General features: G+C 71.4%; 18 protein-coding genes. 6 read left to right on the top strand and 12 right to left on the bottom strand.

Features of this window, described 5'->3' with window-relative positions; all coding sequences use genetic code 11:
• From ACILR4_RS04325 to ACILR4_RS04305, 5 genes are all read right to left on the bottom strand, one after another.
• Entirely contained in the window at nucleotides 1-1,500 is a 1,500-nt protein-coding gene (locus ACILR4_RS04325; RefSeq protein WP_395699601.1) for a Do family serine endopeptidase, read from the bottom strand.
• Nucleotides 1,501-1,662: 162 nt separating this feature from the next.
• Entirely contained in the window at nucleotides 1,663-2,022 is a 360-nt protein-coding gene (locus ACILR4_RS04320; RefSeq protein WP_395699600.1) for an H-NS family nucleoid-associated regulatory protein, read from the bottom strand.
• A gap of 100 nt (nucleotides 2,023-2,122) precedes the next feature.
• Nucleotides 2,123-4,063, bottom strand: coding sequence for a putative bifunctional diguanylate cyclase/phosphodiesterase (locus ACILR4_RS04315; RefSeq protein ID WP_395699599.1), 1,941 nt, complete (start codon nucleotides 4,061-4,063; stop codon nucleotides 2,123-2,125).
• Nucleotides 4,060-4,617 carry a YfiR family protein gene (locus ACILR4_RS04310; protein WP_395699598.1) on the bottom strand — a complete coding sequence of 186 codons (558 nt, stop codon included), beginning with the start codon at nucleotides 4,615-4,617 and terminating at the stop codon, nucleotides 4,060-4,062. Before ACILR4_RS04310 ends, ACILR4_RS04315 begins: the two co-directional genes overlap by 4 nt.
• Nucleotides 4,618-4,627: 10 nt before the next feature.
• Nucleotides 4,628-6,619, bottom strand: coding sequence for a TonB-dependent receptor plug domain-containing protein (locus ACILR4_RS04305; protein WP_395699597.1), 1,992 nt, complete (start codon nucleotides 6,617-6,619; stop codon nucleotides 4,628-4,630).
• A 152-nt stretch (nucleotides 6,620-6,771) separates the two neighbouring features.
• Here ACILR4_RS04305 and ACILR4_RS04300 point away from each other — a divergent pair, with 152 nt between their 5' ends.
• From ACILR4_RS04300 to ACILR4_RS04290, 3 genes are all read left to right on the top strand, one after another.
• Nucleotides 6,772-9,054, top strand: a complete 2,283-nt coding sequence (locus tag ACILR4_RS04300) for a molybdopterin cofactor-binding domain-containing protein (RefSeq protein ID WP_395699596.1) — start codon at nucleotides 6,772-6,774, stop codon at nucleotides 9,052-9,054.
• Between the two features lie 13 nt (nucleotides 9,055-9,067).
• The gene (locus tag ACILR4_RS04295) at nucleotides 9,068-9,517 is read left to right on the top strand and encodes a (2Fe-2S)-binding protein (protein ID WP_395699595.1); all 450 of its coding nucleotides are present in this window, start codon (nucleotides 9,068-9,070) and stop codon (nucleotides 9,515-9,517) included.
• 64 nt (nucleotides 9,518-9,581) lie between these two features.
• Nucleotides 9,582-10,757, top strand: coding sequence for a serine hydrolase domain-containing protein (locus ACILR4_RS04290; protein ID WP_395699594.1), 1,176 nt, complete (start codon nucleotides 9,582-9,584; stop codon nucleotides 10,755-10,757).
• 8 nt (nucleotides 10,758-10,765) lie between these two features.
• Here the strand turns inward: ACILR4_RS04290 and ACILR4_RS04285 are convergent, their stop codons facing one another.
• Complete coding sequence (locus tag ACILR4_RS04285; RefSeq protein WP_395699593.1) at nucleotides 10,766-12,040, bottom strand: branched-chain amino acid ABC transporter substrate-binding protein; 1,275 nt, start codon at nucleotides 12,038-12,040, stop codon at nucleotides 10,766-10,768.
• Complete coding sequence (locus ACILR4_RS04280) at nucleotides 12,037-12,690, bottom strand: TetR/AcrR family transcriptional regulator (protein ID WP_395699592.1); 654 nt, start codon at nucleotides 12,688-12,690, stop codon at nucleotides 12,037-12,039. Before ACILR4_RS04280 ends, ACILR4_RS04285 begins: the two co-directional genes overlap by 4 nt.
• 114 nt (nucleotides 12,691-12,804) lie before the next feature.
• Here ACILR4_RS04280 and ACILR4_RS04275 point away from each other — a divergent pair, with 114 nt between their 5' ends.
• On the top strand, nucleotides 12,805-14,421 hold the full coding sequence (locus tag ACILR4_RS04275; protein WP_395699591.1) for an AMP-binding protein: 1,617 nt from the start codon (nucleotides 12,805-12,807) through the stop codon (nucleotides 14,419-14,421).
• Entirely contained in the window at nucleotides 14,418-17,714 is a 3,297-nt protein-coding gene (locus tag ACILR4_RS04270) for a carboxyl transferase domain-containing protein (protein WP_395699590.1), read from the top strand. Before ACILR4_RS04275 ends, ACILR4_RS04270 begins: the two co-directional genes overlap by 4 nt.
• 30 nt (nucleotides 17,715-17,744) lie before the next feature.
• On the opposite strand, the gene ACILR4_RS04265 is transcribed toward ACILR4_RS04270, so the two are convergent.
• Nucleotides 17,745-18,074 (bottom strand): cupin domain-containing protein, encoded by a 330-nt coding sequence (locus ACILR4_RS04265; RefSeq protein ID WP_395699589.1) that lies wholly within the window; start codon nucleotides 18,072-18,074, stop codon nucleotides 17,745-17,747.
• A gap of 135 nt (nucleotides 18,075-18,209) precedes the next feature.
• Between ACILR4_RS04265 and ACILR4_RS04260 the strand changes: the two genes are divergently transcribed.
• On the top strand, nucleotides 18,210-18,614 hold the full coding sequence (locus tag ACILR4_RS04260; RefSeq protein ID WP_395699588.1) for a ribonucleotide reductase subunit alpha: 405 nt from the start codon (nucleotides 18,210-18,212) through the stop codon (nucleotides 18,612-18,614).
• A 28-nt stretch (nucleotides 18,615-18,642) separates the two neighbouring features.
• Here the strand turns inward: ACILR4_RS04260 and ACILR4_RS04255 are convergent, their stop codons facing one another.
• From ACILR4_RS04255 to ACILR4_RS04240, 4 genes are read right to left on the bottom strand one after another with little or no spacing between them, the layout of a single operon-like run.
• Nucleotides 18,643-19,560, bottom strand: a complete 918-nt coding sequence (locus tag ACILR4_RS04255; protein WP_395699587.1) for a DMT family transporter — start codon at nucleotides 19,558-19,560, stop codon at nucleotides 18,643-18,645.
• On the bottom strand, nucleotides 19,553-20,119 hold the full coding sequence (locus ACILR4_RS04250) for a GNAT family N-acetyltransferase (protein WP_395699586.1): 567 nt from the start codon (nucleotides 20,117-20,119) through the stop codon (nucleotides 19,553-19,555). Before ACILR4_RS04250 ends, ACILR4_RS04255 begins: the two co-directional genes overlap by 8 nt.
• Nucleotides 20,120-20,158: 39 nt before the next feature.
• Nucleotides 20,159-21,340, bottom strand: coding sequence for an acyltransferase family protein (locus tag ACILR4_RS04245; RefSeq protein WP_395699585.1), 1,182 nt, complete (start codon nucleotides 21,338-21,340; stop codon nucleotides 20,159-20,161).
• A 27-nt stretch (nucleotides 21,341-21,367) separates the two neighbouring features.
• The gene (locus ACILR4_RS04240) at nucleotides 21,368-22,336 is read right to left on the bottom strand and encodes an alpha/beta hydrolase (protein ID WP_395699584.1); all 969 of its coding nucleotides are present in this window, start codon (nucleotides 22,334-22,336) and stop codon (nucleotides 21,368-21,370) included.
• Nucleotides 22,337-22,363: the final 27 nt, after the last annotated feature.

Genomic DNA, 22,363 nt, shown 5'->3' with positions numbered 1-22,363 from the left:
TCAGCTGAGCGGCACCGGCACGAACAACCGGTCGCCGTCGCGCCAGACCAGCAGCGCCACGCTCTTGGGCTTGGACTCGAGCACGCGTTTCAGGTCCTCGATCGAGCTCACCGGCTTGCCGTTGATCGCGATCACCACGTCGCCTTCGTTGATGCCGGCCTTGGCGGCCGGACCGGCGGCCTCCTGCACCAGCAGGCCATGGTCGAGTTCGGCCTGCTTGCGCTCCTGCGGCGACAGCGGGCGCAGCGCCAGGCCCAGGCGCGGCGGCTCGCCGGGGGCTGCGGGGCTCGCGGCATCGGCCACGTCGTCGCCCTTGGCATTGCCCAGCGTCACGGTGATCTCGCGTTCGGCGTGATCGCGCCACACCTTCAGCTTGACCTTGTCTCCCGGCTTGGCCAGGCCGATGCGGCTGGAGACACTGCCGGCCTGCGCCATGGTTTCGCCATCCACCGCCAGGATCACGTCGCCGGCCTTCAGGCCTGCCGCGGCGGCCGGGCTCTTGGCGTCGACCTTGGCCACCACCGCGCCGTCGGGCCGCTGCAGGCCGAAGCTCTCGGCCAGGTTCTGCGTCAGGCTCTGGATCTGCACCCCCAGGCGGGCATGCTGCGCACGCCCGGTGGCGACGATCTGCTCCTTCACCTGCATCGCCACGTCGATCGGAATCGCGAAGCTCAGGCCCTGGAACCCGCCGGTGCGCGAATAGATCTGCGAATTGATGCCCACCACATTGCCGGCCGCATCGAACAGCGGCCCGCCCGAGTTGCCGGGATTCACCGCCGCATCGGTCTGAATGAACGGCACGAAGGCATCACCCGGCAGCGAACGGCCCTTGGCACTGACGATGCCCGAGGTGGCCGTCTGCTCCAGTCCGAACGGCGCGCCAATGGCCAGCACGTAGTCGCCCACCATCAGCGACTTCGGATCGCCCAGGCGCACGGTCGGCAGGCCCTTGGCGTCGATGCGCAGCACCGCGATGTCGGTCGCCGTGTCCGAGCCCAGCACCTTGGCGGCGAATTCGCGCCGGTCAGCCAGGCGCACGGTCACTTCCTTGGCATCGCGCACCACATGCGCATTGGTCAGGATCAGGCCATCGGCACTGACGACGAAACCCGAGCCCTGGCCCTTGAACGGCTGTTCCGGCATCTGGCCACCGCGCCAGCCCGGAATGCCGCGGAAGAAGCGCTCCATCGGGTCGGCGGCCTGGCCGTCTTCATCCGAGGTCTTGCGCAGGCCCTCGACGGTGACGCCCACCACCGCCGGCCCGTATTGCTGAACGATGGCCCGGTAATTCGGGGCCGTGCCGGGCGGCAATTGCGGCAGCGGGGCCGGTGCCACCGCGGTGGCGGCTGCGGCGGCCACCGGCGCCATGGCCACCGGCGGCACGGACTTGTCGTGCTTGCCGAACCAGGGCAGGTCGAATGCCCCGGCCGTGGTCATCACCGCCAGGCCACCACCCAGCAGGGCCCAGGCCAGCGGTTTCAGTGTCGACGTTGCTTTCATGAATCGGCTCCTCGAAGTGCCCATTGCGGATGGCACAAGTCTGCGCAATGCCGATGAGCCCTTCATGAGCGCGAAGTGAAGCGAGGATTAAGACGGGCGACCCAAAAGAAGACGGCGGGCCCGAGGGCCCGCCGTGCATGCATTCAAGGACCGGACGGCGTGTCAGGCCTGCAGGTCTTCCGGCTTCTTGCCGGCCTCCAGCGCCGCCTTGAACCAGCGCGGCTTCGGGCCACGGCCGGACCAGGTGTTGCCCGCATCGTCGCGATATTTCACGACGCCATTGGGCTTCTTGCCAGCCTTCTTCGCGGCGGGTGCCCCGCTCTTTGCGCGCTTCTTGTACGGACCGCGCGGGCCCCGTACACCTCCCTTGCCCAGGCCCAGTTCCGCGGCAGTGATGCCGTAGTGGGTAATGGCTTCCTTGATGCGGGCGACGACACCCGACTTCTCGCTGGCCTTGATGGCGTCGGCCTCGCGCTGCAAGGCTTCGATTTGCTTCTGAATCTGCGCCAATGACTTTGCCATGAATCGGTACTGCCTCAGGGTGAAAGGGACCGACAGCATAAATCAATTGCCGAATCATTCCGTCCGGCAATGCACGATTCGCAACAATCGGGTTCTCGAATCAGTTGCCGGATACCCGCGCAGTCCGAATCGCAGGGCGCCCGCGTTGATGCTGCAGACACCAATGCGCAAAGGCGTCGGGCTCGAGTGCGGGGCTGTACAGAAAGCCTTGCGCTGCATGGCAGCCCAGGCGAGCCAGCAATTGCCGTTGCGCTTCGGTCTCGACGCCTTCTGCCACCACCTGCAGGCCGAGGGCCTGCGCCATCGACAGCGCGGCTTCGACGATCGCCACGTCGCCGCGGTCGTCCGGCAGATCGCGCACGAAGCTGCGATCGATCTTCAGTTTCGTGGCCGGCAATCGTTTCAGATAGGACAGCGAAGAGAGCCCGGTGCCGAAATCGTCTATCGCCACGCGGACGCCGCGCTCGCGCAGTGCATGCAGCAATCGCAGATTGTCGTCGACGTCCTCCACCAGGGTGTGCTCGGTCAATTCGATTTCCAGCAGGGTCGGGTCGCATCCGCTCGCCGCCATGGCCTGTTCGAATTGCTGCAGCAGCAGGCCTTCTCGCAATTGCCGTGCGGAGACATTCACCGCCACCGGCAAGGGCGGCATGCCGGCCGTGGCCCAGCGCTGCAGCTGGCGCGCGGCTTCGTGGAATACCCATTCGCCAAGTTCGACGATCAGGCCCGAGCGCTCGGCCAGCGGTATGAATTGCGCCGGCGATATCAGGCCGCGCTGGGGATGCCGCCAGCGCAACAAGGCTTCGGCGCCCAGCACCTGGCCCCCGGCCAGGTCGACGATGGGCTGGTAGTGCAGGCACAGCTGGCCCTCGCGCAGGCCGATGCGCAACTCGCTCTCGATGCGCAGTCGCTGCTCGTTCAATTCGCGCAGCCCGGCGTGGAAGACCGCCACCTGGTTCTTGCCGGCAGCCTTGGCCTGGTACATCGCCATGTCGGAGGCGAGCAGCACCTCGTCGGCGCCCGACCCGTCCACCGGGTAGCGGGCCACGCCGATGCTGCCCCGCAGCCGGGTGTCGATGCCGCCCAGGCGCACGCTGGCCCCCAGCACCTCCTGCGCCAGCGCGCCATAGCGCTGCGGCTCATGGAAGCCGGGCTGCCAGGGGCAGATCATCACGAACTCGTCGCCGCCGAAGCGGTAGGCGCGGGCGCCCGGCTTCAGCGCCTGCTGCAGCCGCTGGGCAATGCGGCGCAGCAGCTCGTCACCCATCGGGTGGCCCAGGCTGTCGTTGACGGCCTTGAAATCGTCGAGGTCGATCGTGATGATCGAGAAGCCCTGACCCGTGCGATCGGCCTCGGTGACATAACTCGCCAAGTGCGCGTGTGAAGCGTGCCGGTTGTACAGCAAGGTGACGGGATCGAGGTAGGCCAGCTCGTCGAGCCGGCGCTCGATGCGGCCGACGTCGCGCCGCACGCCCACCGCCAGCAGATAGGCCAGCGCCATCGCCAGCGCCGCCGCGCCGACCGTGACGCCACCGAAGATCCACGCGCGACGATGCAGCGGCGTCAGCGGCACCTCGAAGCGGATGCGACCGATCTGCACGCCGGCCTGCTCGATCGGCTCGTTCACCACCAGCAGGCCGCCGCCCAGGGTGTGGCCGGGCGGGCCGGCGCCGTTCGGGAGCAGTGCCGCCGTCTCGGGGGTTCCGGGGCGCTGGTAGTGGGCGAACACCACGCCCCGTGCATCGAACACCGCGGCCCGCTGCACGCCGCTGGATTGCTGCAGCGTGGCCAGCATCTCGGCCGCGGCCCGCGCGTCCTGGAACAGCAGCGCAGCGCCCAGGTTGGCCGCGATCACGCGGGCCTGCGTGGTGGTCTCGTCGATCAGCGCCTCGCGGGCCTGCTGGATCATCACCAGGTTCAGCACGCTGCCGGTGACCAGCAGGGCCAGCCCGGCGGCAGCCAGGGCCACCCGCGTCAGCCGCTGGCCCAGCGCGCCGCGCGGCAGCGCACCTTCCGTGCGAGCCCGCAGCGGCCACTTCATTCGCGCACCACCCGGGCCAGGCGCAGCATCTTCGAGCTCAGCAGCAGGCGCTGCTGGCGGGCCTGGGCCATGTCGATGTCGAACTGCAGGCGGTTGTTCATCATGCGCAACGCAATCACCACGCCGCCATCGTCGGCCCGCTGGCCATCACCGATGACCAGGGCCGCGCCGGTGCCCGGCACGCGGGCGGCCAGCGGGCGGCTGCCGCCCTCCTCCAGCACCCAGGCCTGGCAGCCGCGCTGATCGTCCACCGAGGCGACCTCGCGCAGCTCCAGGCGGCGCTGGCGCACGGGGCGGTCCTGCAACAGCTTCAGGTGCGGCCACAGCGGTCCGCTGCGGTCGGCGCACAGCAGCAGTGGCGCGCCCGGGGGCAGCTCCGACTCGCCCGGCCATTCGACGAACAGCAGCAGGTTGAAGATGATGGCTGCCTTCAGCGGCAGCTCGTCCAGCGCCTGGCTGCGCAAGGGCAGGCCCAGCAGCAGCGTGGCCAGCAGCAGGCGCATCAGCCTGGCGCGGCCGGGGCCGCAGCGGTGCGGGGAACGTCGGCACAGCATCGGTCCGGTCTCACGGTCCGGCGCCGTTGAAGGGCCAGGCCAGCTCCAGCCGCACGATGCGCCCAGGCTGCGGCAGGACCGGCTGGCGCTGCGCATCGCCGCCGGGATCTTGCAAGGGCCTGTCGAACAGGTTGCGCAGCGTGAGCTGCAGGTTCGCACCCAGCGCCGGCAGCGGACCCCCGAGGCTGAGGTTCAGCAGCGCCTGGCCGGGGGCGGCGCCACGGCGGCTCGACGCGTCGCCTTCGAGGCCCAGGCGCCAGCCACGGGCCAGCGGCAGCACCAGCGTGCCCTTGAGCATGCGCCGTGGGTACAGCGACGGCGACGCGAGCGACGCGACGGCGCTGCGGTCCTGGTTGAAGCTGGCGTTGACGCGCCAGCGCAATGCACCGCTGGCGCGCTCGAGCTCGACCTCGGCGCCGCGGGCCGAGAAGCTGCCGCCGTTGTCGAATCGATAGCGCTCCAATGACGCGTCATAGTCGAGCAGGATCAGCTGACGCCCGCGGTTGCGGTACAGCGAACCCGAGAGGCGCCAGCCCGGCGCGGCCTGCCATTCGGCGCTGAGCTCGTCGCCGTCCACCTGTTCGGGCCGCAGCGCTGCATTGCGCAGGTAGCCGGCCGTACCATCGACCTCGTAGAAGGCCTCATAGGCATTGGGCGCCCGGAAGCTGCCGCCGTGCATCAGCTTCCAGCTCCAGGCCGCGGTCGGCCGCCACACCAGCGCCACGCGCGGGCTGGTGGCGTTGCCGTAGTGCTGCACCTCGTCGACACGCGCACCGAGGTGCAGCGTCCATTGGCTGCCCAGGCGCACCTGATCTTCGGCGAACAGCGCGCCCCGGCTGCTGCGGCGCCGGTCGTCCAGGTAGGACACCGGTACGGCCCCGGTGTCGAAGTTCTGCTGCAGCAGTTCGGTGGTCTGCTGCCATTCGGCGCCGGCCACCAGCCGATGGCCGTCGAAGCGGGTGCTGGTGACACGCGTCTCGAGGCCCCACCAGCGGCCACGGCCGACATCCCGATTCGGCGTCGGCGGCGGGTAGTCGATCAGGTAATCGCCCAGGTAGCGGTAGTTGCCGGCGTGCACGCGGACCACCAGCTGCTCGTGCCCGCCCAGCGCCTGGTCCAGTTGCAGGCCGGCCAGCTGAAGCGTGTCCCGGTAGCGGTTGCCGGCGTCGCCGAACACCACGCCCAATCCCAGCGGCGAGTTCACGCGCCGATCGGCCCGCAGCCACGTGGCGGTCCACGGCCCGTGGTCCCAGCGCAGGTGCAGCGCGCTGCGCTGTTCGGCGTCGTGCCCGGGCGGCGCGGCAGCAGGCGCGCCCGGCGTCGGATCGGCCAGCGCCTCGCCTGCGCGCAGGCTTCGTGAGAAGGCGATGCGCCAGCCGCCGCCCGCCGTGGACTGCTGCCACTGGCCGCTGAGCTGCCGTTCGCCCTGGCTGCCCAGGCCCAGCGCGAGCTGGCTGCCGCCGCTGGCCGCGCTGCGGGTGATGACGTTGATGACGCCGAACAGCGCGTTCGCGCCATACACCGCCGAACCCGGCCCGGGCACGAACTCCACCCGCTCGACCAACGACAGGTCCAGCGGAAACTCGCCGCCCAGGTAGGCCTGGTCGTACAGCGCGTCGTTGACGCGATTGCCGTCCACCAGCAACAGCACGCGGGTGTTGTAGTCGCCGCTGGCCGCCAGTCCGCGCACCCCGACGTAGTCGTAGGTGCGGTCGGTGCTCAGGCTCAGCCCGCGCACGCTGCGCAGCACGTCGCTGAGCGTGCGGTGCCCGAGCGCCTGGATCTCCTCGCGCGTGATCACCGTCACGGCGGCGGCCGACTCGCTGCGCCGCGTGGGAAAACGCGAGGCGCCGCTGACCTCCATGTCCAGCAGGGCCGCCAGCGGCAGGTTGGCCAGTTCCTGCGCGGTCTGGGCACGCGCCATCGCCGGCGCCAGCAGGCCCAGCAGTGCCACGACCGCCCCATACCGCATCGTCACCCGGCCCTCATACATCGCTGGCATGTCACCCCGAGCATATCGGCCTGCATCGGGTCGGCTTGAACCGGGATTGCCCCAAGGCCCGGCGCCCCCCCAGACGGCGGTGGCGCGGCCGCGCGCGGTTTATCCTCTGGCCCCATGCGCATGGACCCCTTGCCCCCACTGGAGACCACCCCATGGTGAGCCGCCGCCGCATCATCCTCGGCAGCCTGGGCGCCGCGGGCGCGCTGGCGATCGGCTGGTCGGTGCTGCCGCCGCGCCAGCGCCTGCGCACCGCCCAACCCTTGCCCACCGCCGCGGGCCAGTCGGCGCTGAACGGCTGGGTGAAGATCGGCCGCGACGACCGCGTGACCATCATGCTGGCCAAGAGCGAGATGGGCCAGGGCGTGGCCACCGCGCTGGCGATGCTGCTGGCCGAGGAGCTGGATGCCGACTGGTCGCACGTGGCCACCGAGATGTCGCCGGTGGACAAGATCTACAACAACCTCGCCACCGTCGTCGACGGCCTGCCCTTCCACCCCGATGACCAGGGCAGCCTCAAGCGCATCGCCGGCTGGATGACGGCCAAGTCGATGCGCGAGATCGGGCTGATGGTGACCGGCGGCTCGTCCAGCATCAAGGACCTGTGGCAGCCGATGCGCGAGGCCGGTGCCTCGGCGCGCGCGATGCTGGTGGCCGCCGCGGCGCAGGCCTGGGGCGTGCCGGCCGGCGAGGTCACGGCCGCAGCCGGCCTGTTGCGCCATGCCGGCAGCGGCAAACAGGCGCGCTTCGGCGAGATGGCCGAACGCGCCGCGCAGCAGGACCTGCCCGGCCGCGTGGCGCTGAAGGACCCGGCGAAGTTCACGCTGATCGGCCAGCCGATGCCGCGCCGCGACAGTGCTGCGAAGAGCGACGGCACGGCCCGCTTCGGCCTGGACGTGCTGCCGCCCGGCCTGCTGTACGCGAGCGTGCTGATGTGCCCGACGCTCGGCGGCAGCGTGTCATCGTTCGACGCCAAGGCCGCGCAGGCACTGCCCGGCGTCAAGCAGGTGCTGCGCTTCGACGGGCTTCGCGGCGGCAGCGGCGGCATCGCGGTGGTGGCCGACACGCCCTGGCATGCGATGCAGGCCGCGAAGCAGGTGGCCGTGCAATGGGACCCCGGCCCGGCCGCCACGGTGTCCAGCGCCGGGCTGCAGCAGCAGCTGAAGGCCGCGCTCGATGCCGACGATGGCTTTGGCTACTATCACGCAGGTGACGCGGCCACTGCGCTGCAGTCCGCCGCGAAGACGATCCGCGCCGAGTACAGCGCACCGCTGCTGGCGCATGCCACCCTGGAGCCGCAGAACTGCACCGTGCTGTTCGAGCCCGACAAGACCCGCGCCACCGTGTGGGCGCCGACCCAGGTACCCGACATCGCGCGCGGCGCCGCCGCGCAGGCGCTGGGCCTGAAGTCCGAGCAGGTCGAGCTGCAGGTGACGCTGCTGGGCGGCGGCTTCGGCCGCCGGCTGGATGTCGACTTCGTCGCACAGGCCGCGCAGATCGCCCGCGCGCTGCCGGGCCGGCCGGTGCAGACCTTCTGGTCGCGCGAGCAGGACATGACGCACGACTTCTACCGCCCGCCCTGCATTGCCCGCTACCAGGCCGGCTTCGACGCGCAGGGCAGGCCGGTGGCGTGGCAGGCCACGTCTGCCGGCCCGTCGATCGTGCAGCAGTACCTGAAGCGGCAATGGGGCCTGCCCGGCGCGGGCCCGGACAAGACCACCGCCGAGGGCGCCTTCGACAACCCCTACGAATGGCCGAACGCGCGGGTCGGCCACGTGATCGTGGAGACGCCGGTGCCGGTGGGCTTCTGGCGTTCGGTCGGCCACTCGCACCAGGCCTTCTTCACCGAGAGCTTCGTCGACGAGGCCGCGTCCGCCGCGGGCCAGGACCCGGTGGCCTTTCGCGCCAGCCTGCTGCAACGCCACCCGCGGCACCGGCAGGTGCTGCAGCGCGCCGCCGCGCTGGCGGGCTGGGGCACCAGCCTTGGCAACGCGCCCGATGGCGCGAAGAAGGCGCGCGGCATCGCGCTGCACCAGAGCTTCGGCAGCATCGTCGCGCAGGTGGTCGAGGTGTCCGTGGCCGCGGCCGACAAGCAGGTGCGCGTGCACCGCGTCATCGCGGTGATCGATTGCGGGCTGGCGGTCAATCCGAACATCATCCGCCAGCAGATGGAGTCGGCCATCGTGTTCGGCCTGTCGGCCGCGCTGTACGGCGAGATCACGCTCGACAAGGGCCAGGTGCAGCAGACCAACTTCCACCAGCAGGCGATGCTGCGCTTCCACGAATGCCCGCAGATCGAGACCGAGATCATCGCCAGCGCCGAGCCGCCCGAAGGCGTCGGCGAGCCCGGCACGCCGCCGATCGCGCCGGCGGTGGCCAATGCCCTGTTCGCACTGACCGGCCAGCGCCTGCGCACGCTGCCGCTGCGCCTCGCCTGAGGAACGACACAAGATGGCAAGCACCCTGAACATCAACGGCCAGCCGGTCACCGTGCAGGCTGAAGGCGACACGCCCATCCTCTGGCTGCTGCGCGGCGAGCTGAAGATGACCGGCACCAAGTTCGGCTGCGGCATGGCGCTGTGCGGCGCCTGCACCGTGCACCTGGACGGCGAGCCCGTGCGCAGCTGCGTGACGCCCATCAGCGCGGCCGAAGGCAAGGCCATCACCACGATCGAAGGCGTGCAGGGCCCGCAGATCGAGGCCCTCCGCAAGGCCTGGACCACGCTGGACGTGCCGCAGTGCGGCTGGTGCCAGAGTGGCCAGCTGATGAGCGCCTGCGCGCTGCTGCAGAAGACGCCGAAGCCCGACGACACGCAGATCGAGCAGGCGATGAGCGGCAACCTGTGCCGCTGCGGCACCTACCCTCGGATCAGAGCGGCCATCAAGCAGGCGGCGGGTTGACGGTGCGCCGCCACCCCGTCCGCTCGGCCGGCACCTGCCCCTGCAACAACAAGGAAGCCCCACGATGGCCATGAGATTCGATGCGCTGCACGCCGCGATGCAGCGCCATGTCGATGCCGAGCTGCTGCCCGGCGTCTCCTGCGCGGTGCTGGTGGGCCGCGACCTCGTCGACGAACACTGCGCCGGCTGGGCCGACCGCGAACAGCGCGTGCCGCTGCGCCGCGACCACCTGTTCCGCGTGTTCTCGAACACCAAGCTGCTGACCTCCTGCGCCGCGCTGCTGCTGTGGGAAGACGGCCACTTCCAGCTCGACGACCCGGTCGAGCGCTGGCTGCCGGCGCTGGCGAATCGCCGTGTGCTGAAGCCGGGCGCCACCCGCCTGGACGACACTGAACCGGCGCGCTCGCCGATCACGGTACGCCAGCTGCTGAGCCACAGTTCGGGCCTGAGCTACGGCCTGCTGGACCCCGGCAGCCTGCTGTTCGAAGCCTACGGCAAGGCCCAGATCATGGGCCCGCTGCTGAGCCTGGCCGAGATGGTCGAGCGCCTGGGTGCACTGCCGCTGGCCTACCACCCGGGCACCGGCTGGGAGTACTCGATTGCCACCGACGTGGTGGCGCGGCTGGTGGAGGTGATCAGCGGCCAGCGCTTCGGCGATTTCCTCGCCACGCGCATCCTGCAGCCGCTGGGCATGCACGACACCGGCTTCGTGCTGACGGACGAACAGCGCGGCCGCTTGACCGCCATCTACGCCGGCGCCGACCTGATGGCGCCGATGACGCCCGGCCTCACGCGCACCGACGACTATCCCTACCCCGGCGCCTACCTGCGGCCGGTGCCCAAGCAGTCGGGCGGTGGCGGGCTGGTCTCGTCGCTGCCGGACATGGTGACGCTGCTGCAGGCGCTGCGCCCCGGTGGCGACACGCTGCTGAAGCCCGCGACGCTGGCGCTGCTGTTTGAGAACCAGCTGGCCCCCGGCGTGTGGATCAACTTCGCCGGCATGGGCAGTTTCGACGGCCATGGCTACAGCCTGGGCGGCGGGCTGACGGTGCAGCGCTGGGCCGGTGATCCCGCCGACGCGGTGGGCGACCTGCACTGGGGCGGGCTGGCCGGCACGCACTGGTGGATCTCGCCGCAGGACAAGGTGGCCGCGGTGGCGATGACGCAGCGCCAGTGGGGCTTCTCGCACCCCTACTGGCTCGAGCTCAAGGCGCTGATCCGCCAGGCCGTGCGCAGCTGATCAGGCCGTCAGCCGGGGCGCTGCATCTTGCACTCGGTGCCCTGCGCCAGCTCGTTGCCGCTGAACACGGCATCGGTGCGGAAGCCGTAGTTGGTGCCCTCGTAGCCCACCTTCACCGTCTTGCCGTCCACCGGCGCGATGGTGTTCACCACCTGCGGCAGCAGCAGCTGGTGGTCTTCGGCGCGCATGCGCAGCGGGCCGACGACGCTGTCGACCGTCAGGTCTTCCATCGCGCGCGCCAGCTTCAGCGCATCCAGCGACCTGGCCTTCGCGGCGGCGGCCACCAGGAAGTGCGGCACCACCTCGATGCGCGGCGCGAGGAAGCCCTTGCCGGTCTTGGCCTGGAAGGCCTGGGCCAGCGCCTCGGCCTTCGGCACCTCGCCCTGGCCCGGATGCCATTCGGCCACCCAGGTCAGCTGGCCCATCCTGGCCAGCGACACCGCCGTCACCGTGCCCGGCACCGCGCCGGCGCTGTGGTTGAAGTAGCGCAGGTTCGCGCCGGTGTCGCCGGCCGCGCGCAGCAGCAGCGTCATGTCCGGGCCCCAGTTGCCGGTGATCACGCTGTCGGCCCCGGCGGCCTTGACCTTCGAGACATAGGGCGCGAAGTCCTTGACGCGGCCGATGGCGGTGAACTCGCTGCCGACGAACTTGATGTCCGGCCGCGCCAGACCCACCATTTCCTGGCCGTGCTTGGCCCATTGCCGGCCGTGCGCATAGTCCTGGTTCAGCAGGTAGACGTTGTGGATGTCGGGCTGGCGCTTGATGTAGTTGGCCAGCGCCTTCATCTTCATCGCGGTGTTGGCCTCCATCTGGAAGTGCCAGAAATTACAGCGCTTGCCGGTGAGGTCGGGGTCGATCGACGAATGGTTGATCACGATCACCGGACGATCGGGGTTGCGCTCGTTGTGCTTGGCCGCGGCATCCACCAGCGCGGCCACCACGGTGGAGCCCGAGCCGCCGGTGACGACGACCTTGGCGCCCTGGTCGATGGCCGACTGCAGCGCGCTCTGGCTTTCCTGCGCCGAGAGCTTGCTGTCGAACTGCAGCAGCTGCAGCTTCACGCCCTTGGCCATGCCGCCCTTGGCATTGACCTGGTCGACGCCGTACTGCACATGCGCCAGCATCAGCTCGCCCACCGCGGCGAAGGGGCCGGACAAGGGGTCGATGAAGGCGATCTTGAAGCTCTCTTCGGCGCGCGCCGGGGCGCTCGCGACCATGAGGGCGGCCAGGGCGGCCAGGGCGGCCCGGTCCAGGGGTGCAAGCCTGCGCTTGACGGCGTTCATGAGGGTCTCCATTCAGGGGTGTGCGGGGGAAAGTCCAGCCCGATCACGCGGCAGGCCAGGGTGGTGAGCTCCTGCACCACGGCCTCGGGCGCCAGCCGGCCTTCGGGCCGGTACCAGCTGTGCAGGAAGCCGGGCAGGCTGCAGGCCGCCAGCGCGGTGATCATGGTGTCGTTGAAGCGCAGCTGGCCGGCAGCGCGGCCTTCCTCGAGCAGCGCGCAGAACTTGTCGTAGAAGTGGTGCGCGATGCGCTTCTGCTCGGCGATGTACGCGGGCCGGTAGGCCTGCGGCTCGCGGTAGGCGAAGAAGGCCGCCGGGTAGTGCTGGAGGGTGGCGCGGATCAGGCGCTGCAGCGCGCCCGCGGCGCGTTCGTGCGCGGGGCGGCCGGCGTCCTCGTCGCCGTCCAGCACGGTGAAGCAGGCCACGGTGGGCGTCCACGACAGGGTCTCGAAGATCTCCTGCTTGTTGTGGAAGTAGTAGTAGACGTAGGGCTTGGTCACGCCCAGCGTGGCGCAGATCTGCTCGATGGTGGTGCGCTCGTAGCCCTGCTGGTGGAACAGCGCCTCGGCCGCGCGCAGGATGCGCTCGCGCGCGGCATCGGTGCCGGCGGTGGGCACGCGCTGGCGGCGCGGCGGCACGACGGGGGATTTCACGGGGCTGGTCAACGTTTCTACCGCTGGGTAGCATTGTTCTACCGTTTGGTAGAAACAGGCAAGCCCGCCGGACGATCGGAAACCCTGATCGGTCCTTCACCCTGGAAGCCCCGCATGGACCCCACCCTCCCGATTCCGCTGGACGCGCCGCTGCACGAGTACCTGCGCGCCCACGCGCGGCGCCAGCCGCGCAAGCCGGCCTTCCTGTGGTACGGCCGTGCCATCAGCTATGCCGAGCTCGACCGCGCCAGCGACGCGTTCGCCGCGCGCCTGGCCGCGCTGGGCGTCGCCCGCGGCGAGCCGGTGGCGCTGTTCATGGGCAACTGCCCGCAGTACGTGATGGCGCACGTGGCCATCCAGAAGCTCGGCGCCATCGTCTGCCCCTGCGGGCCGCTGAACAAGGAGCACGAGCTGCAGTACCAGCTCGACGACCTGCAGGCCCGCGTCATCGTCGCCGCCGCGCCGCTGCTGCCGGTGGTCGACAAGGTGCGGTCCGGCACGGCGCTCGAGCATGTGTTCGTCGTGCACTACGCCGACCTGCTGCCGGCCACGCCGACCATCGACGTGCCGCCCGAGCTGCTGGCGCTGCGCGACGTGCCGCGCAGCGTGCCGGCCGGCTGCCTCGATTTCCTCGAAGCCACGCAGGGCGACGCGCTGCCGCCGCAGCCCGCACTGGCCATGGACGACGTGGCGCTGATGACCTACACCTCCGGCACCACCGGCCTGCCCAAGGGGGCGATGCTCAGCTACGACAACGCGCTGTTCAAGACCGCCGCGGCCGCCGGCTGCAACGGCGTGTCGGGCGATGCGGTGCTGCTGGCCATCGCGCCGCTGTACCACATCGCCGGCATGCTGATGGGCATCAACGTCACGCTGTTCACCGGCGCCACCAGCGTGCTGATGTTCCGCTTCGACCCGCTGGCCACGGTGCAGGCCATCGCGCGGCACCGCGTCAGCTGGTGGTACAGCATCGCGCCGATGAACGTGGCCTGCATGGCGGTGCCCGGCGTGCGCGAGTTCGATCTCTCCAGCCTGCGTTTCAACCCGGTCACCAGCTTCGGCATCACCTTCACCGAAGGGCTGGCGCGCCAGTGGCGCGAGCATGCGCCGAACTGCGAGAGCTTCGAGGCGGCCTACGGCCTGTCCGAGACCCACACCTGCGACACCTACATGCCGCGCGAGGCCATCCGCTGGGGCGCGCATGGCAAGCCCGTGCCCGGCGTGCAGCTGCGCATCCTGAACCCCGACACCGGTGAGGACCAGCCGGCCGGCGAGGTGGGCGAGATCGTGCTGAAGAGCCGCGGCACCTTCCAGGGCTACTGGCGCAAGCCCGAGGCCACCGAGAAGACCCTGCGCGACGGCTGGGTGCACACCGGCGACATGGGCCGGCTCGATGCCGAGGGCTACCTCACCTTCATCGGCCGCTTCAAGGAAATGATCAAGGTCTCCGGCTACAGCGTGTTCCCCGAGGAGGTGGAGACCATCCTGATCAAGCACCCGGCGGTGGCGCAGGCCGCCGCCATCGCGGTGCCCGATGCCGAGAAGGGCGAGGTGGTGCGCGCCTTCATCGTGCTGAAGCCCGGCCAGCGCGTGACGGAGGAAGCGCTGATCGCCTGGTCGCGCGAGAACATGGCCTCGTACAAGGCCCCGCGCAGCGTGCGCTTCATCGACGCCCTGCCCGCCACCGGCGCCGGCAAGGTGCTGCGCCGGCTGCTGAAGGACGCAGCATGAGCCTGGCCAAGCTGCTGGTCGCCAACCGCGGCGAGATCGCGCTGCGCATCCTCCGCGCGGCGCAGGACATAGGCATCGCCACCGTCGCGGTGTTCGCGCGCGACGATGCGCAAGCGCCGCACTGCACGCTGGCCCACGAGGCGGTGGCGCTGCAGGCCACCGGCCCGGCGGCGTACCTGGACATTGCCGCGCTGGTGGCCATCGCCCGCCAGACCGGCTGCGACGCGGTGCACCCCGGCTACGGCTTCCTGAGCGAGCGCGCCGACTTCGCCGAGGCCTGTGCCGCCGCGGGCCTGCGCTTCGTCGGCCCGACACCGGCGCAGCTGGCGCTGTTCGGCGACAAGGCGCGCGCCCGCGCGCTGGCTGCCGAGCATGGCGTGCCGCTGCTGCCCGGCACCGGCGCGGCCGGGCTCGCGCAGCTGCAGGCCTTCTTCGCCGAGCAGCGTGCGCACGATCCGCAGTGCGGCCTGATGCTCAAGGCGGTGGCCGGTGGCGGCGGCCGCGGCATGCGCGCGGTCAGCGATCCGGCGCAGCTGCCCGAAGCCTTCGAACGCTGCAGCGCCGAGGCGCAGGCGGCTTTCGGTGTCGGCGCGGTGTATGCCGAGCGGCTGATCGCGCAGGCGCGGCACATCGAGGTGCAGGTCATCGGCGACGGCCGCCAGGTGATGGCGCTGGGCGAGCGCGAATGCACGCTGCAGCGCCGCTTCCAGAAGCTGGTGGAAATCGCACCGAGCCCGACGCTCGCGCCCGCGCTGCGCGAGCGCCTGGTGCAGGCCGCGCTGACGCTGGCGCGCGCCAGCGGCTACCAGAGCCTGGGCACCTTCGAGTTCCTGGTGGACGAGGCATCGGCCGACCTGCCCTTCGTGTTCATCGAAGCCAACCCGCGGCTGCAGGTCGAGCACACCGTCACCGAAGCCGTCACCGGGCTGGACCTGGTGCAGCTGCAGCTGGCCATCGCCGCCGGCCAGCCGCTGGCGGCGCTGGGGCTGGACCCGGCGCACCCGCCGGCCGAGCGCGGCTTCGCGGTGCAGTGGCGCATCAACGCCGAGCAGCTGGACGCGCAGGGCCAGGCGCGGCCGGCCAGCGGGCGCATCACCCGCTGCGAGTTCGCGCAGGGCCCCGGCGTGCGGGTGGACAGCCAGGCGCGCGCCGACTTCGCGCCCTCGCCGCACTACGATTCGCTATTGGCCAAACTGATCGTCCACCACGGCAGCCCACGCTTCGAGGACGTGCTGCGCCGCTCGCAGCGCGCGCTGGCCGAATGCCGCATCGCCGGCCTGGCCACCAACCTGCCGCTGCTGCGCACGCTGGCCGCGCACGAGGCGCTGCCGCACCACCGGGTGCACACGCGCTGGCTGGAACAGCAGTGGCCCGCACTGCAGGCGCGGCTGGCCGCCCACCAGGACGACCATCCGCCGCTGCCGGCATCGGCTGCATCCGCCGTGCCGCCGGCCGACGAAGCGGTGCCCGAAGGCCTGATCGGCCTGCGCGCGCCGATGGCCGGGCGCGTGGTGCAGCTGCACGCCGGTGCCGGCCAGGCGCTGGCCGCCGCGGCCGAAGCGCTGGTGCTCGAAGCGATGAAGATGCAGCACGGCATCGCGGTGCCGCAGGCGGTGCGGGTCGAGGCGCTGCGCGTCGCGGCGGGCGACTTCGTCGACGAGGGCCAGCTGCTGATGCTGCTGGCACCGGCCGATGCCGATGCGCAGCAGCAGGCGGCCGCGCATGCGCTGGACCTGGACCACCTCCGCGCCGACCTGCAGCGCGTGCTCGAGCGCAGCGCGCTGACGCTGGATGCCGCGCGGCCCGAGGCCATCGCCCGCCGCCACGCGGCCGGCGGCCGCAGCGCGCGCGAGAACATCGCGGACCTGTGCGACCCCGGCTCGTTCATCGAGTACGGCGCCTACGCCATCGCGGCGCAGACGCGGCGCCGTCCGGTCGACGAACTGGTGCGCCAGACGCCGGCCGACGGCATGGTCACCGGCATCGGCACCGTCAATGCCGCTCACTTTGGCGACCAGGCCTCGCGCTGCGCGGTGATGGCCTACGACTACACCGTGCTGGCCGGCACGCAGGGCTTCCGCAACCATGCCAAGAAGGACCGGCTGCTGGGCCTGATCCACCAGCTGAAGCTGCCCACCGTGCTGTTCGCCGAAGGCGGCGGCGGCCGGCCGGGCGACGTGGACATGCCCATCGTCGCCGGGCTGAACAACCACACCTTCAGCCAGTTCGCCGCGCTGTCGGGCCAGGTGCCGGTGCTGGGCATCGTGCACGGCCGCTGCTTCGCCGGCAACGCCGCGCTGCTGGGCTGCTGCGACACCATCGTCGCCACCCGCGCCGCCAACATCGGCATGGGCGGCCCGGCGATGATCGAAGGCGGCGGCCTCGGCGTGTTCCGGCCCGAGGAAATCGGCCCCGCGGCCGAGCTGCATGCCAACGGCGTGGTCGACCTGCTGGTGGACGACGAGGCCGCGGCAGTGGCCGCGGCGCGCCAGTACCTGTCCTACTTCCAGGGACCGGTCCAGCCCTGGCAGGCCGACGATGCGCGCCTGCTGCGTCACGCCGTGCCGGAGAACCGCGTGCGCGCCTATGACATGCGCGCACTGCTGCGTCATGTGGCCGATAGGGACTCGGTGCTGGAACTGCGCGCCGGCTTCGGCGCCGGCATGATCACCGCGCTGGTGCGCATCGAAGGCCGGCCGATGGGCGTGATCGCCAACAACCCGCAGCACCTGGGCGGCGCGATCGACCCTGAAGGCGCCAGCAAGGCCGCGCGCTTCCTGCAGCTGTGCGAAGCGCATGGCCTGCCGCTGCTGTCGCTGTGCGACACGCCCGGCTTCATGGTCGGCCCCGACATCGAGCGCCAGGCCCAGGTGCGCCATGCCTGCCGCATGTTCCTGGCGGCCGCCAAGCTCTCGGTGCCCTGCTTCACGGTGGTGGTGCGCAAGGGCTACGGGCTGGGCGCGCAGGCGATGGCGGTGGGCGGCTTCGACGCGCCGGTGTTCACGATCGCCTGGCCCACCGGCGAATTCGGCGCGATGGGCCTGGAAGGCGCGGTGCGCCTGGGCTTCCGCAAGGAACTCGAGGCGGCGGCCGAAGGCGCCGAGCGCGAGGCGCTGTACCAGAAGCTGGTGGCCGAGCAGTACCGCCGCGGTTCGGCGATCAACATGGCCACCACGCTGGAGATCGACGCGGTGATCGACCCCGCCGACACGCGCGCCTGGCTGCTGCGCGGGCTGGACAGCGCGGCGCGCAAGCCGCGCGGCAGCGGCGGGCGCTTCGTAGACGGCTGGTGAGTCGCGGGCGCGGCCCGGCTGCCGCGCCGCCTAGGATCGCAACGCGATGGTGACCAGCGCCGAGGTGTCGGTCACCGCCTGCACGCCGTGCGGCGTGCCCGCGGCCAGGAACAGCAGCTCGCCCGCCCGCAGCGTCACGACCGAGGCGGGCAGCGGTATCGCCAGGCTGCCCTCGATGCACTGGATCGTGATCTCGCCCGGCACCTGGTGCACCGGCAGGCTCTTGCCGGCGCGCAGGACCAGCCGCATCACCTCGAGGTCCTTCGACTTGAAGAGCGCGGCGGACGGCGTTTCCGCCAGCCGGTCGGCGAGCGGCCGGACGTCCAGCGGCACCCCGGCGATCGCATGTTCCAGTGCCATGTCTGCTCCCTGACGCGCGGCGCTCGCCGGTGCGGCGATGCCACGCCCGCGTCAACCCGACCATAGCCGGAGGACGCTCTCCGCACTTGATCCTTCTCAAGCCCGCGGCCGCGGCGCGGGCGCACCATGCCCGGCATGCCAGCCACCGCTTTCGAGCAGCTCGTCGCTGCCGCCGCCGCGCAGCCTGAGCCCCAGGCGCTGCTGTTCGTGTTCACTGGTGCCGAGCTGCCGGCCGATGCCACGCCGGCGCAGCGCGCCCGCTACGAGGCCGGGGCGGGCGGCGCGCTGACGCCGCTGATGTGCTGCGACAAGACGGTCGACGAACTGGGCAGCTTCGACGCCCTGGTCGAGGAATCGCGCCGCATGGGGCCGCCCTGGTCCGTGGTGTTCGTGGCCGGCCTGTCCGGCAGCCAGGGTCTGGCCCCGTCGCCGCAGGCCGTCGAGGCCGCCTTGCAGACCATGATCGAGCGGGTCAAGCGCGGTGCGGTCGAAGGACTGCTCGCGTTTTCGCAGGACGCACGCCTGCTGAGCTTCAGCTGACCGACTGCGGCGGCGCCCGTGCCGCGGCTCAGCGTCGCGTCGCCAGCCAGATGCCCGGCAGGATCAGCAGTGCGCCGATGCCGTGGAAGGCCTCGATCGGCTCGCCCAGCACCAGCCAGCCGATCAGCGCGCTGTACAGCGGCCCGAGGTACAGCACCAGCCCGACGCGCGCCGCGCCCAGCACGCGCTGCATCACCGAATAGGCGGCATAGGCTGCGGCCCCCGGCAGCAGCGCGGCCGCCAGCACCAGGCCCAGCGCCTGCCAGGACCAGGCGGTGGGCAGCCACAGCACGGCTTCCAGCACCGTGAAGGGCAGCAGCACGACGATGCCGCCGCAGGCGATGAGCGCCAGCCGCGCGGTGGCGCCGAAGGCCGAGGGCCAGGCACGCAGCAGCAGCGAATACGCGGCCCAGCACAGCACCGCCACCGAGACCCAGGCATCGCCCGGGTTGATCTGCAGCCGGGCCAGCGCATGCGCATCGCCCTTGCACAGGATGTACAGCACGCCGGCCAGCGCCAGGGCCACGCCCAGCAGTTGCGGCGGCCGCAGCCGCTCGTGCAGCCACAGCGCCGAGACCAGCGCGATCAGCACCGGCGCGGCCGCGTACAGCAGGCCGATGTTGAGCGCCGGCGTGCTGCGCCCGCCGATGTAGACGAAGGCGCCGCAGACCCACATGCCCAGGGCCCCCAGCACGAGGAATTGCCCGGCCTCGGCGCGGATGTGCGCGCGCTTGGCGGCCAGCTCGTCGCGGCACAGCGCCAGCAGCAGCAGCGCCGCAATGCACCAGCGGCCCAGCGCCAGCGCATGCGGCGCGATGACCCCCGGCGCCCAGCGCGCCACCAGGTAGTTCACGCACCACAGCGCGGGGGTGATGAACACCAGCGCATGGGCCAGGCGCAGTTCGCCGGCGCCAGCGGCCGGGGTCGCGTCGAGTTGCCTAGTCAAGCAGCGACCGCCGCACGATGGTCTTGCCGTCTTCCTCGCGCAGCGGCACGAAGCCGGCTGCCAGGAACATGGCCAGTGGCCCGTAGTGCTGCTGGGCATCCGTACCCGCGCCGGACAGCGGTGTGGCCTCCGCGATGCGCAAGCCCTGCGCGCGGAAGGCTTCGCAAGCGGCGTTCAACAGGCGCGTGGCGATGCCGCTGCGCCGATGGCTCTTGGCCACGACGAAGCAGCCGATCTGGCCGATGTGCCCGGCCTCGGGGTCGGGCGCGTCGTCGAAGGCTGCCATCAGCCGACGTGGCGCCGCGCTGCACCAGGCCACCGGCCGCCCCTCGTCGAAGGCCAGCCAGCCCTGCATGCGGCCGCAGGCGATGCGCTCGCACGCGGCCGCGCGGTTCTCATCGTGGCTGCGGCCGGGCCAGTGCACGACGCGGTGGTCGACGTAGAGGAACTGGCAGAAGCACGAGGCCCACTTCGGGTTGTCGGCGAAGGCCTCGCCTTCGAAGAAGCCCAGGAAATCGTTCAGGCCCTCGGGCGCCAGCGCGCGGATCTCGATGTTCATCGCGGCGATTGTGCGTTGGGCGGCGCCCCGCACAAGCGCTCAGACACGCAGGTAGATGCGGCGTCGGTGCAGCCACCAGCCCAGCAGCCAGTAGCCGGCCAGGGTGGCCAGCGCCATCAGCAGCGAGGCCAGGCGCGGGTCCACCGGCAGCGGCGCGAACAGGTGCTGCCAGGCCCAGTCCAGCGGCGTCGTGAAGCGCGGCGCGCCGCGGGCGTCGACACCGTCCTGCCAGCGCAGCAGGCCCTGGAAGCGCGGGATCAGCCCGCTCATCGCATAGATGAACAGCGGGTTGCGGCCGAAGACCTCGCAGAAGGCCAGCGCGGCGCCACGGTGGCCGCGCAGGTCCACCCGCCACACCGTGGTGGCCAGCGCCGCGATCGCCAGCGCGCTGGTCAGCAGCACGTAGGAGCTGGTCCAGATCTTCTTGTTGACCGGCATCGCCAGCTGCCACGCATAGGCCAGCAGCGCCAGCGCCACCGCGGCAACGAACAGGCGCAGCAGCGTCTCGGCGCGGGCGCCGCCGTCGCGCAGCCGCTCGCCGGCCCAGCAGCCCAGCAGCACCTGGGCCACCGCCGGCACGGTGCTGGCCAGGCCCTCGGGGTCGAAGGGCACGCCCTCGCCGCGGTACAGGTGGCCGGGGCCGAGCAGCGCGCGGTCCAGCGCGGTGCCGAAGAAGCCTTCCAGGCTGTAGGGATCGGCCGCTGCGCCGAAAGCCACGCAGGCGCCCCAGTAGACCAGCAGCAGCGCGCCGGCCCAGCCCAGCAGCGCGCGCGGGGCGGGTTGATAACGCATGATCAGCGCGGCCAACCCCCAGGCCAGCGCAATGCGCTGCAGCACGCCCATGAAGCGCAGGCGCTCCCAGTCGCGCATCACCAGCGCGCCGTGCTCGTCCCAGCGCACGAACGGCGCGGCGTTCAGCAGCAGGCCGATGCCGAAGATCAGCAGAACCCGCTTGGCGACCTTGGCCGCGAAGGCCGCGCCGTCGAGCTGGCGGTAGCCCGGCATCACCAGCGCCAGTGCATTGCCCACCGCGAACAGGAAGAACGGGAACACCAGGTCGGTGGGCGTGCAGCCGTGCCAGCTGGCATGCGCCAGCGGCGGGTACAGCGCGCTCCAGCTGCCGGGGTTGTTGACGACGATCATCAACGCCACGGTGGCGCCGCGGAAGCCGTCGAGCGCGCGCGAACGCGCGGGGGCGGAGGAAGGGACGGGGGTGGTCAAGGCGTGCGGAGTATCCGCCGCCCGGGTTCAGGGCAGGCCCAGTGTCTTCACGAAGGCATCGACCGCGTCGCTGTACTCGCCGGGCTGGCCCAGGTCCTGGTTGATCTCGCGGTGCGACAGCGCCACCGGCAGCACCGTGGTGCGCCCGCCCAGGCCGTTGGCCTTGGCCGAGAAGGCGCGGTTCTGCGCGCAGGCGTTGTCGCGCTTGCTCGAGCAGACCAGCAGCATCGGCGCCTGCGGCGCACTGCTCAGCCGGTGCAAGGGCGAGCTCTGCGTCCACACCGCCCTGTCGTTCTTGAACACGGTGTCGAAGAAGCCGTAGTGCGGCGCCTGCATCGTGGCCACCACGTCCATCGCGGCGCTGTCGAGCGAGACGGTACCGAGCCACCTGGCCACGCCGCGGGCCTGGCCGATGGCCGGGTCGGCGGCCAGCAGCGAGACCAGGTGCGCGCCGGCCGAATGGCCCATCAGCACCAGCTTCTTCGCGTCACCGCCCCAGCTGGCGGCGCGCTGCTGCACCAGCGCCAGCGCGCGGGCCACGTCATCGGCCTGTTCCAGCGGCGTGGCGCGTGGCACCAGCCGGTAGTTGACCGAGACCAGGATGTAGCCGCGCGGCAGCCAGCGGCCGACCTTGTTGGCCACCACGCCGGGGTTGGCCTTGTCGCCGATCATCCAGGCGCCGCCATGGACCATCACCAGCAGCGGCGCCTGGGTGGCGCCGGCGGGGATGTAGGCATCGAGCCGCTGCTCGGCGGTGCTGCCATAGGCGATGTCGCGCTCGATGCGTGCGCCGGCCGGCAGCACCAGCGTGCCGCCGGGGTCGTCGTCGTCCAGGTCGCTGGGGCGGCGGCGTGCGCCGCTGGCGTCGATCAGGCTGCGCATCTCGGCGGCTTGGGCGGCCACGCTGTCGCTCAGCGCGCCGGCGCGGGCTGGCCAGGCCAGGCCGGCCAGGCCGAGGGCGAGCAACACAGCGGCGGCAAAACGGTGGGCGGGCATGACGGCCTTTTCGGCCGCCGCGCCGCT

It is taken from the genome of Aquabacterium sp. (genome assembly GCF_044226965.1).
Lineage (GTDB): Bacteria > Pseudomonadota > Gammaproteobacteria > Burkholderiales > Burkholderiaceae_C > Pseudaquabacterium.
This window is presented reverse-complemented; position numbering and strand designations above follow the sequence as displayed.

Excerpts from the sequence above, each read along its gene's own strand:
- ACILR4_RS04305 (WP_395699597.1), bottom strand. The coding sequence starts at position 6,619 with ATGCCAGCGATGTATGAGGGCCGGGTGACGATGCGGTATGGGGCGGTC.
- ACILR4_RS04300 (WP_395699596.1), top strand. The coding sequence starts at position 6,772 with ATGGTGAGCCGCCGCCGCATCATCCTCGGCAGCCTGGGCGCCGCGGGC.
- ACILR4_RS04260 (WP_395699588.1), top strand. The coding sequence starts at position 18,210 with ATGCCAGCCACCGCTTTCGAGCAGCTCGTCGCTGCCGCCGCCGCGCAG.
- ACILR4_RS04320 (WP_395699600.1), bottom strand. The coding sequence starts at position 2,022 with ATGGCAAAGTCATTGGCGCAGATTCAGAAGCAAATCGAAGCCTTGCAG.
- ACILR4_RS04275 (WP_395699591.1), top strand. The coding sequence starts at position 12,805 with ATGGACCCCACCCTCCCGATTCCGCTGGACGCGCCGCTGCACGAGTAC.
- ACILR4_RS04290 (WP_395699594.1), top strand. The coding sequence starts at position 9,582 with ATGGCCATGAGATTCGATGCGCTGCACGCCGCGATGCAGCGCCATGTC.
- ACILR4_RS04295 (WP_395699595.1), top strand. The coding sequence starts at position 9,068 with ATGGCAAGCACCCTGAACATCAACGGCCAGCCGGTCACCGTGCAGGCT.
- ACILR4_RS04270 (WP_395699590.1), top strand. The coding sequence starts at position 14,418 with ATGAGCCTGGCCAAGCTGCTGGTCGCCAACCGCGGCGAGATCGCGCTG.
- ACILR4_RS04310 (WP_395699598.1), bottom strand. The coding sequence starts at position 4,617 with ATGCTGTGCCGACGTTCCCCGCACCGCTGCGGCCCCGGCCGCGCCAGG.
- ACILR4_RS04250 (WP_395699586.1), bottom strand. The coding sequence starts at position 20,119 with ATGAACATCGAGATCCGCGCGCTGGCGCCCGAGGGCCTGAACGATTTC.
- ACILR4_RS04240 (WP_395699584.1), bottom strand. The coding sequence starts at position 22,336 with ATGCCCGCCCACCGTTTTGCCGCCGCTGTGTTGCTCGCCCTCGGCCTG.
- ACILR4_RS04315 (WP_395699599.1), bottom strand. The coding sequence starts at position 4,063 with ATGAAGTGGCCGCTGCGGGCTCGCACGGAAGGTGCGCTGCCGCGCGGC.
- ACILR4_RS04265 (WP_395699589.1), bottom strand. The coding sequence starts at position 18,074 with ATGGCACTGGAACATGCGATCGCCGGGGTGCCGCTGGACGTCCGGCCG.
- ACILR4_RS04325 (WP_395699601.1), bottom strand. The coding sequence starts at position 1,500 with ATGAAAGCAACGTCGACACTGAAACCGCTGGCCTGGGCCCTGCTGGGT.
- ACILR4_RS04285 (WP_395699593.1), bottom strand. The coding sequence starts at position 12,040 with ATGAACGCCGTCAAGCGCAGGCTTGCACCCCTGGACCGGGCCGCCCTG.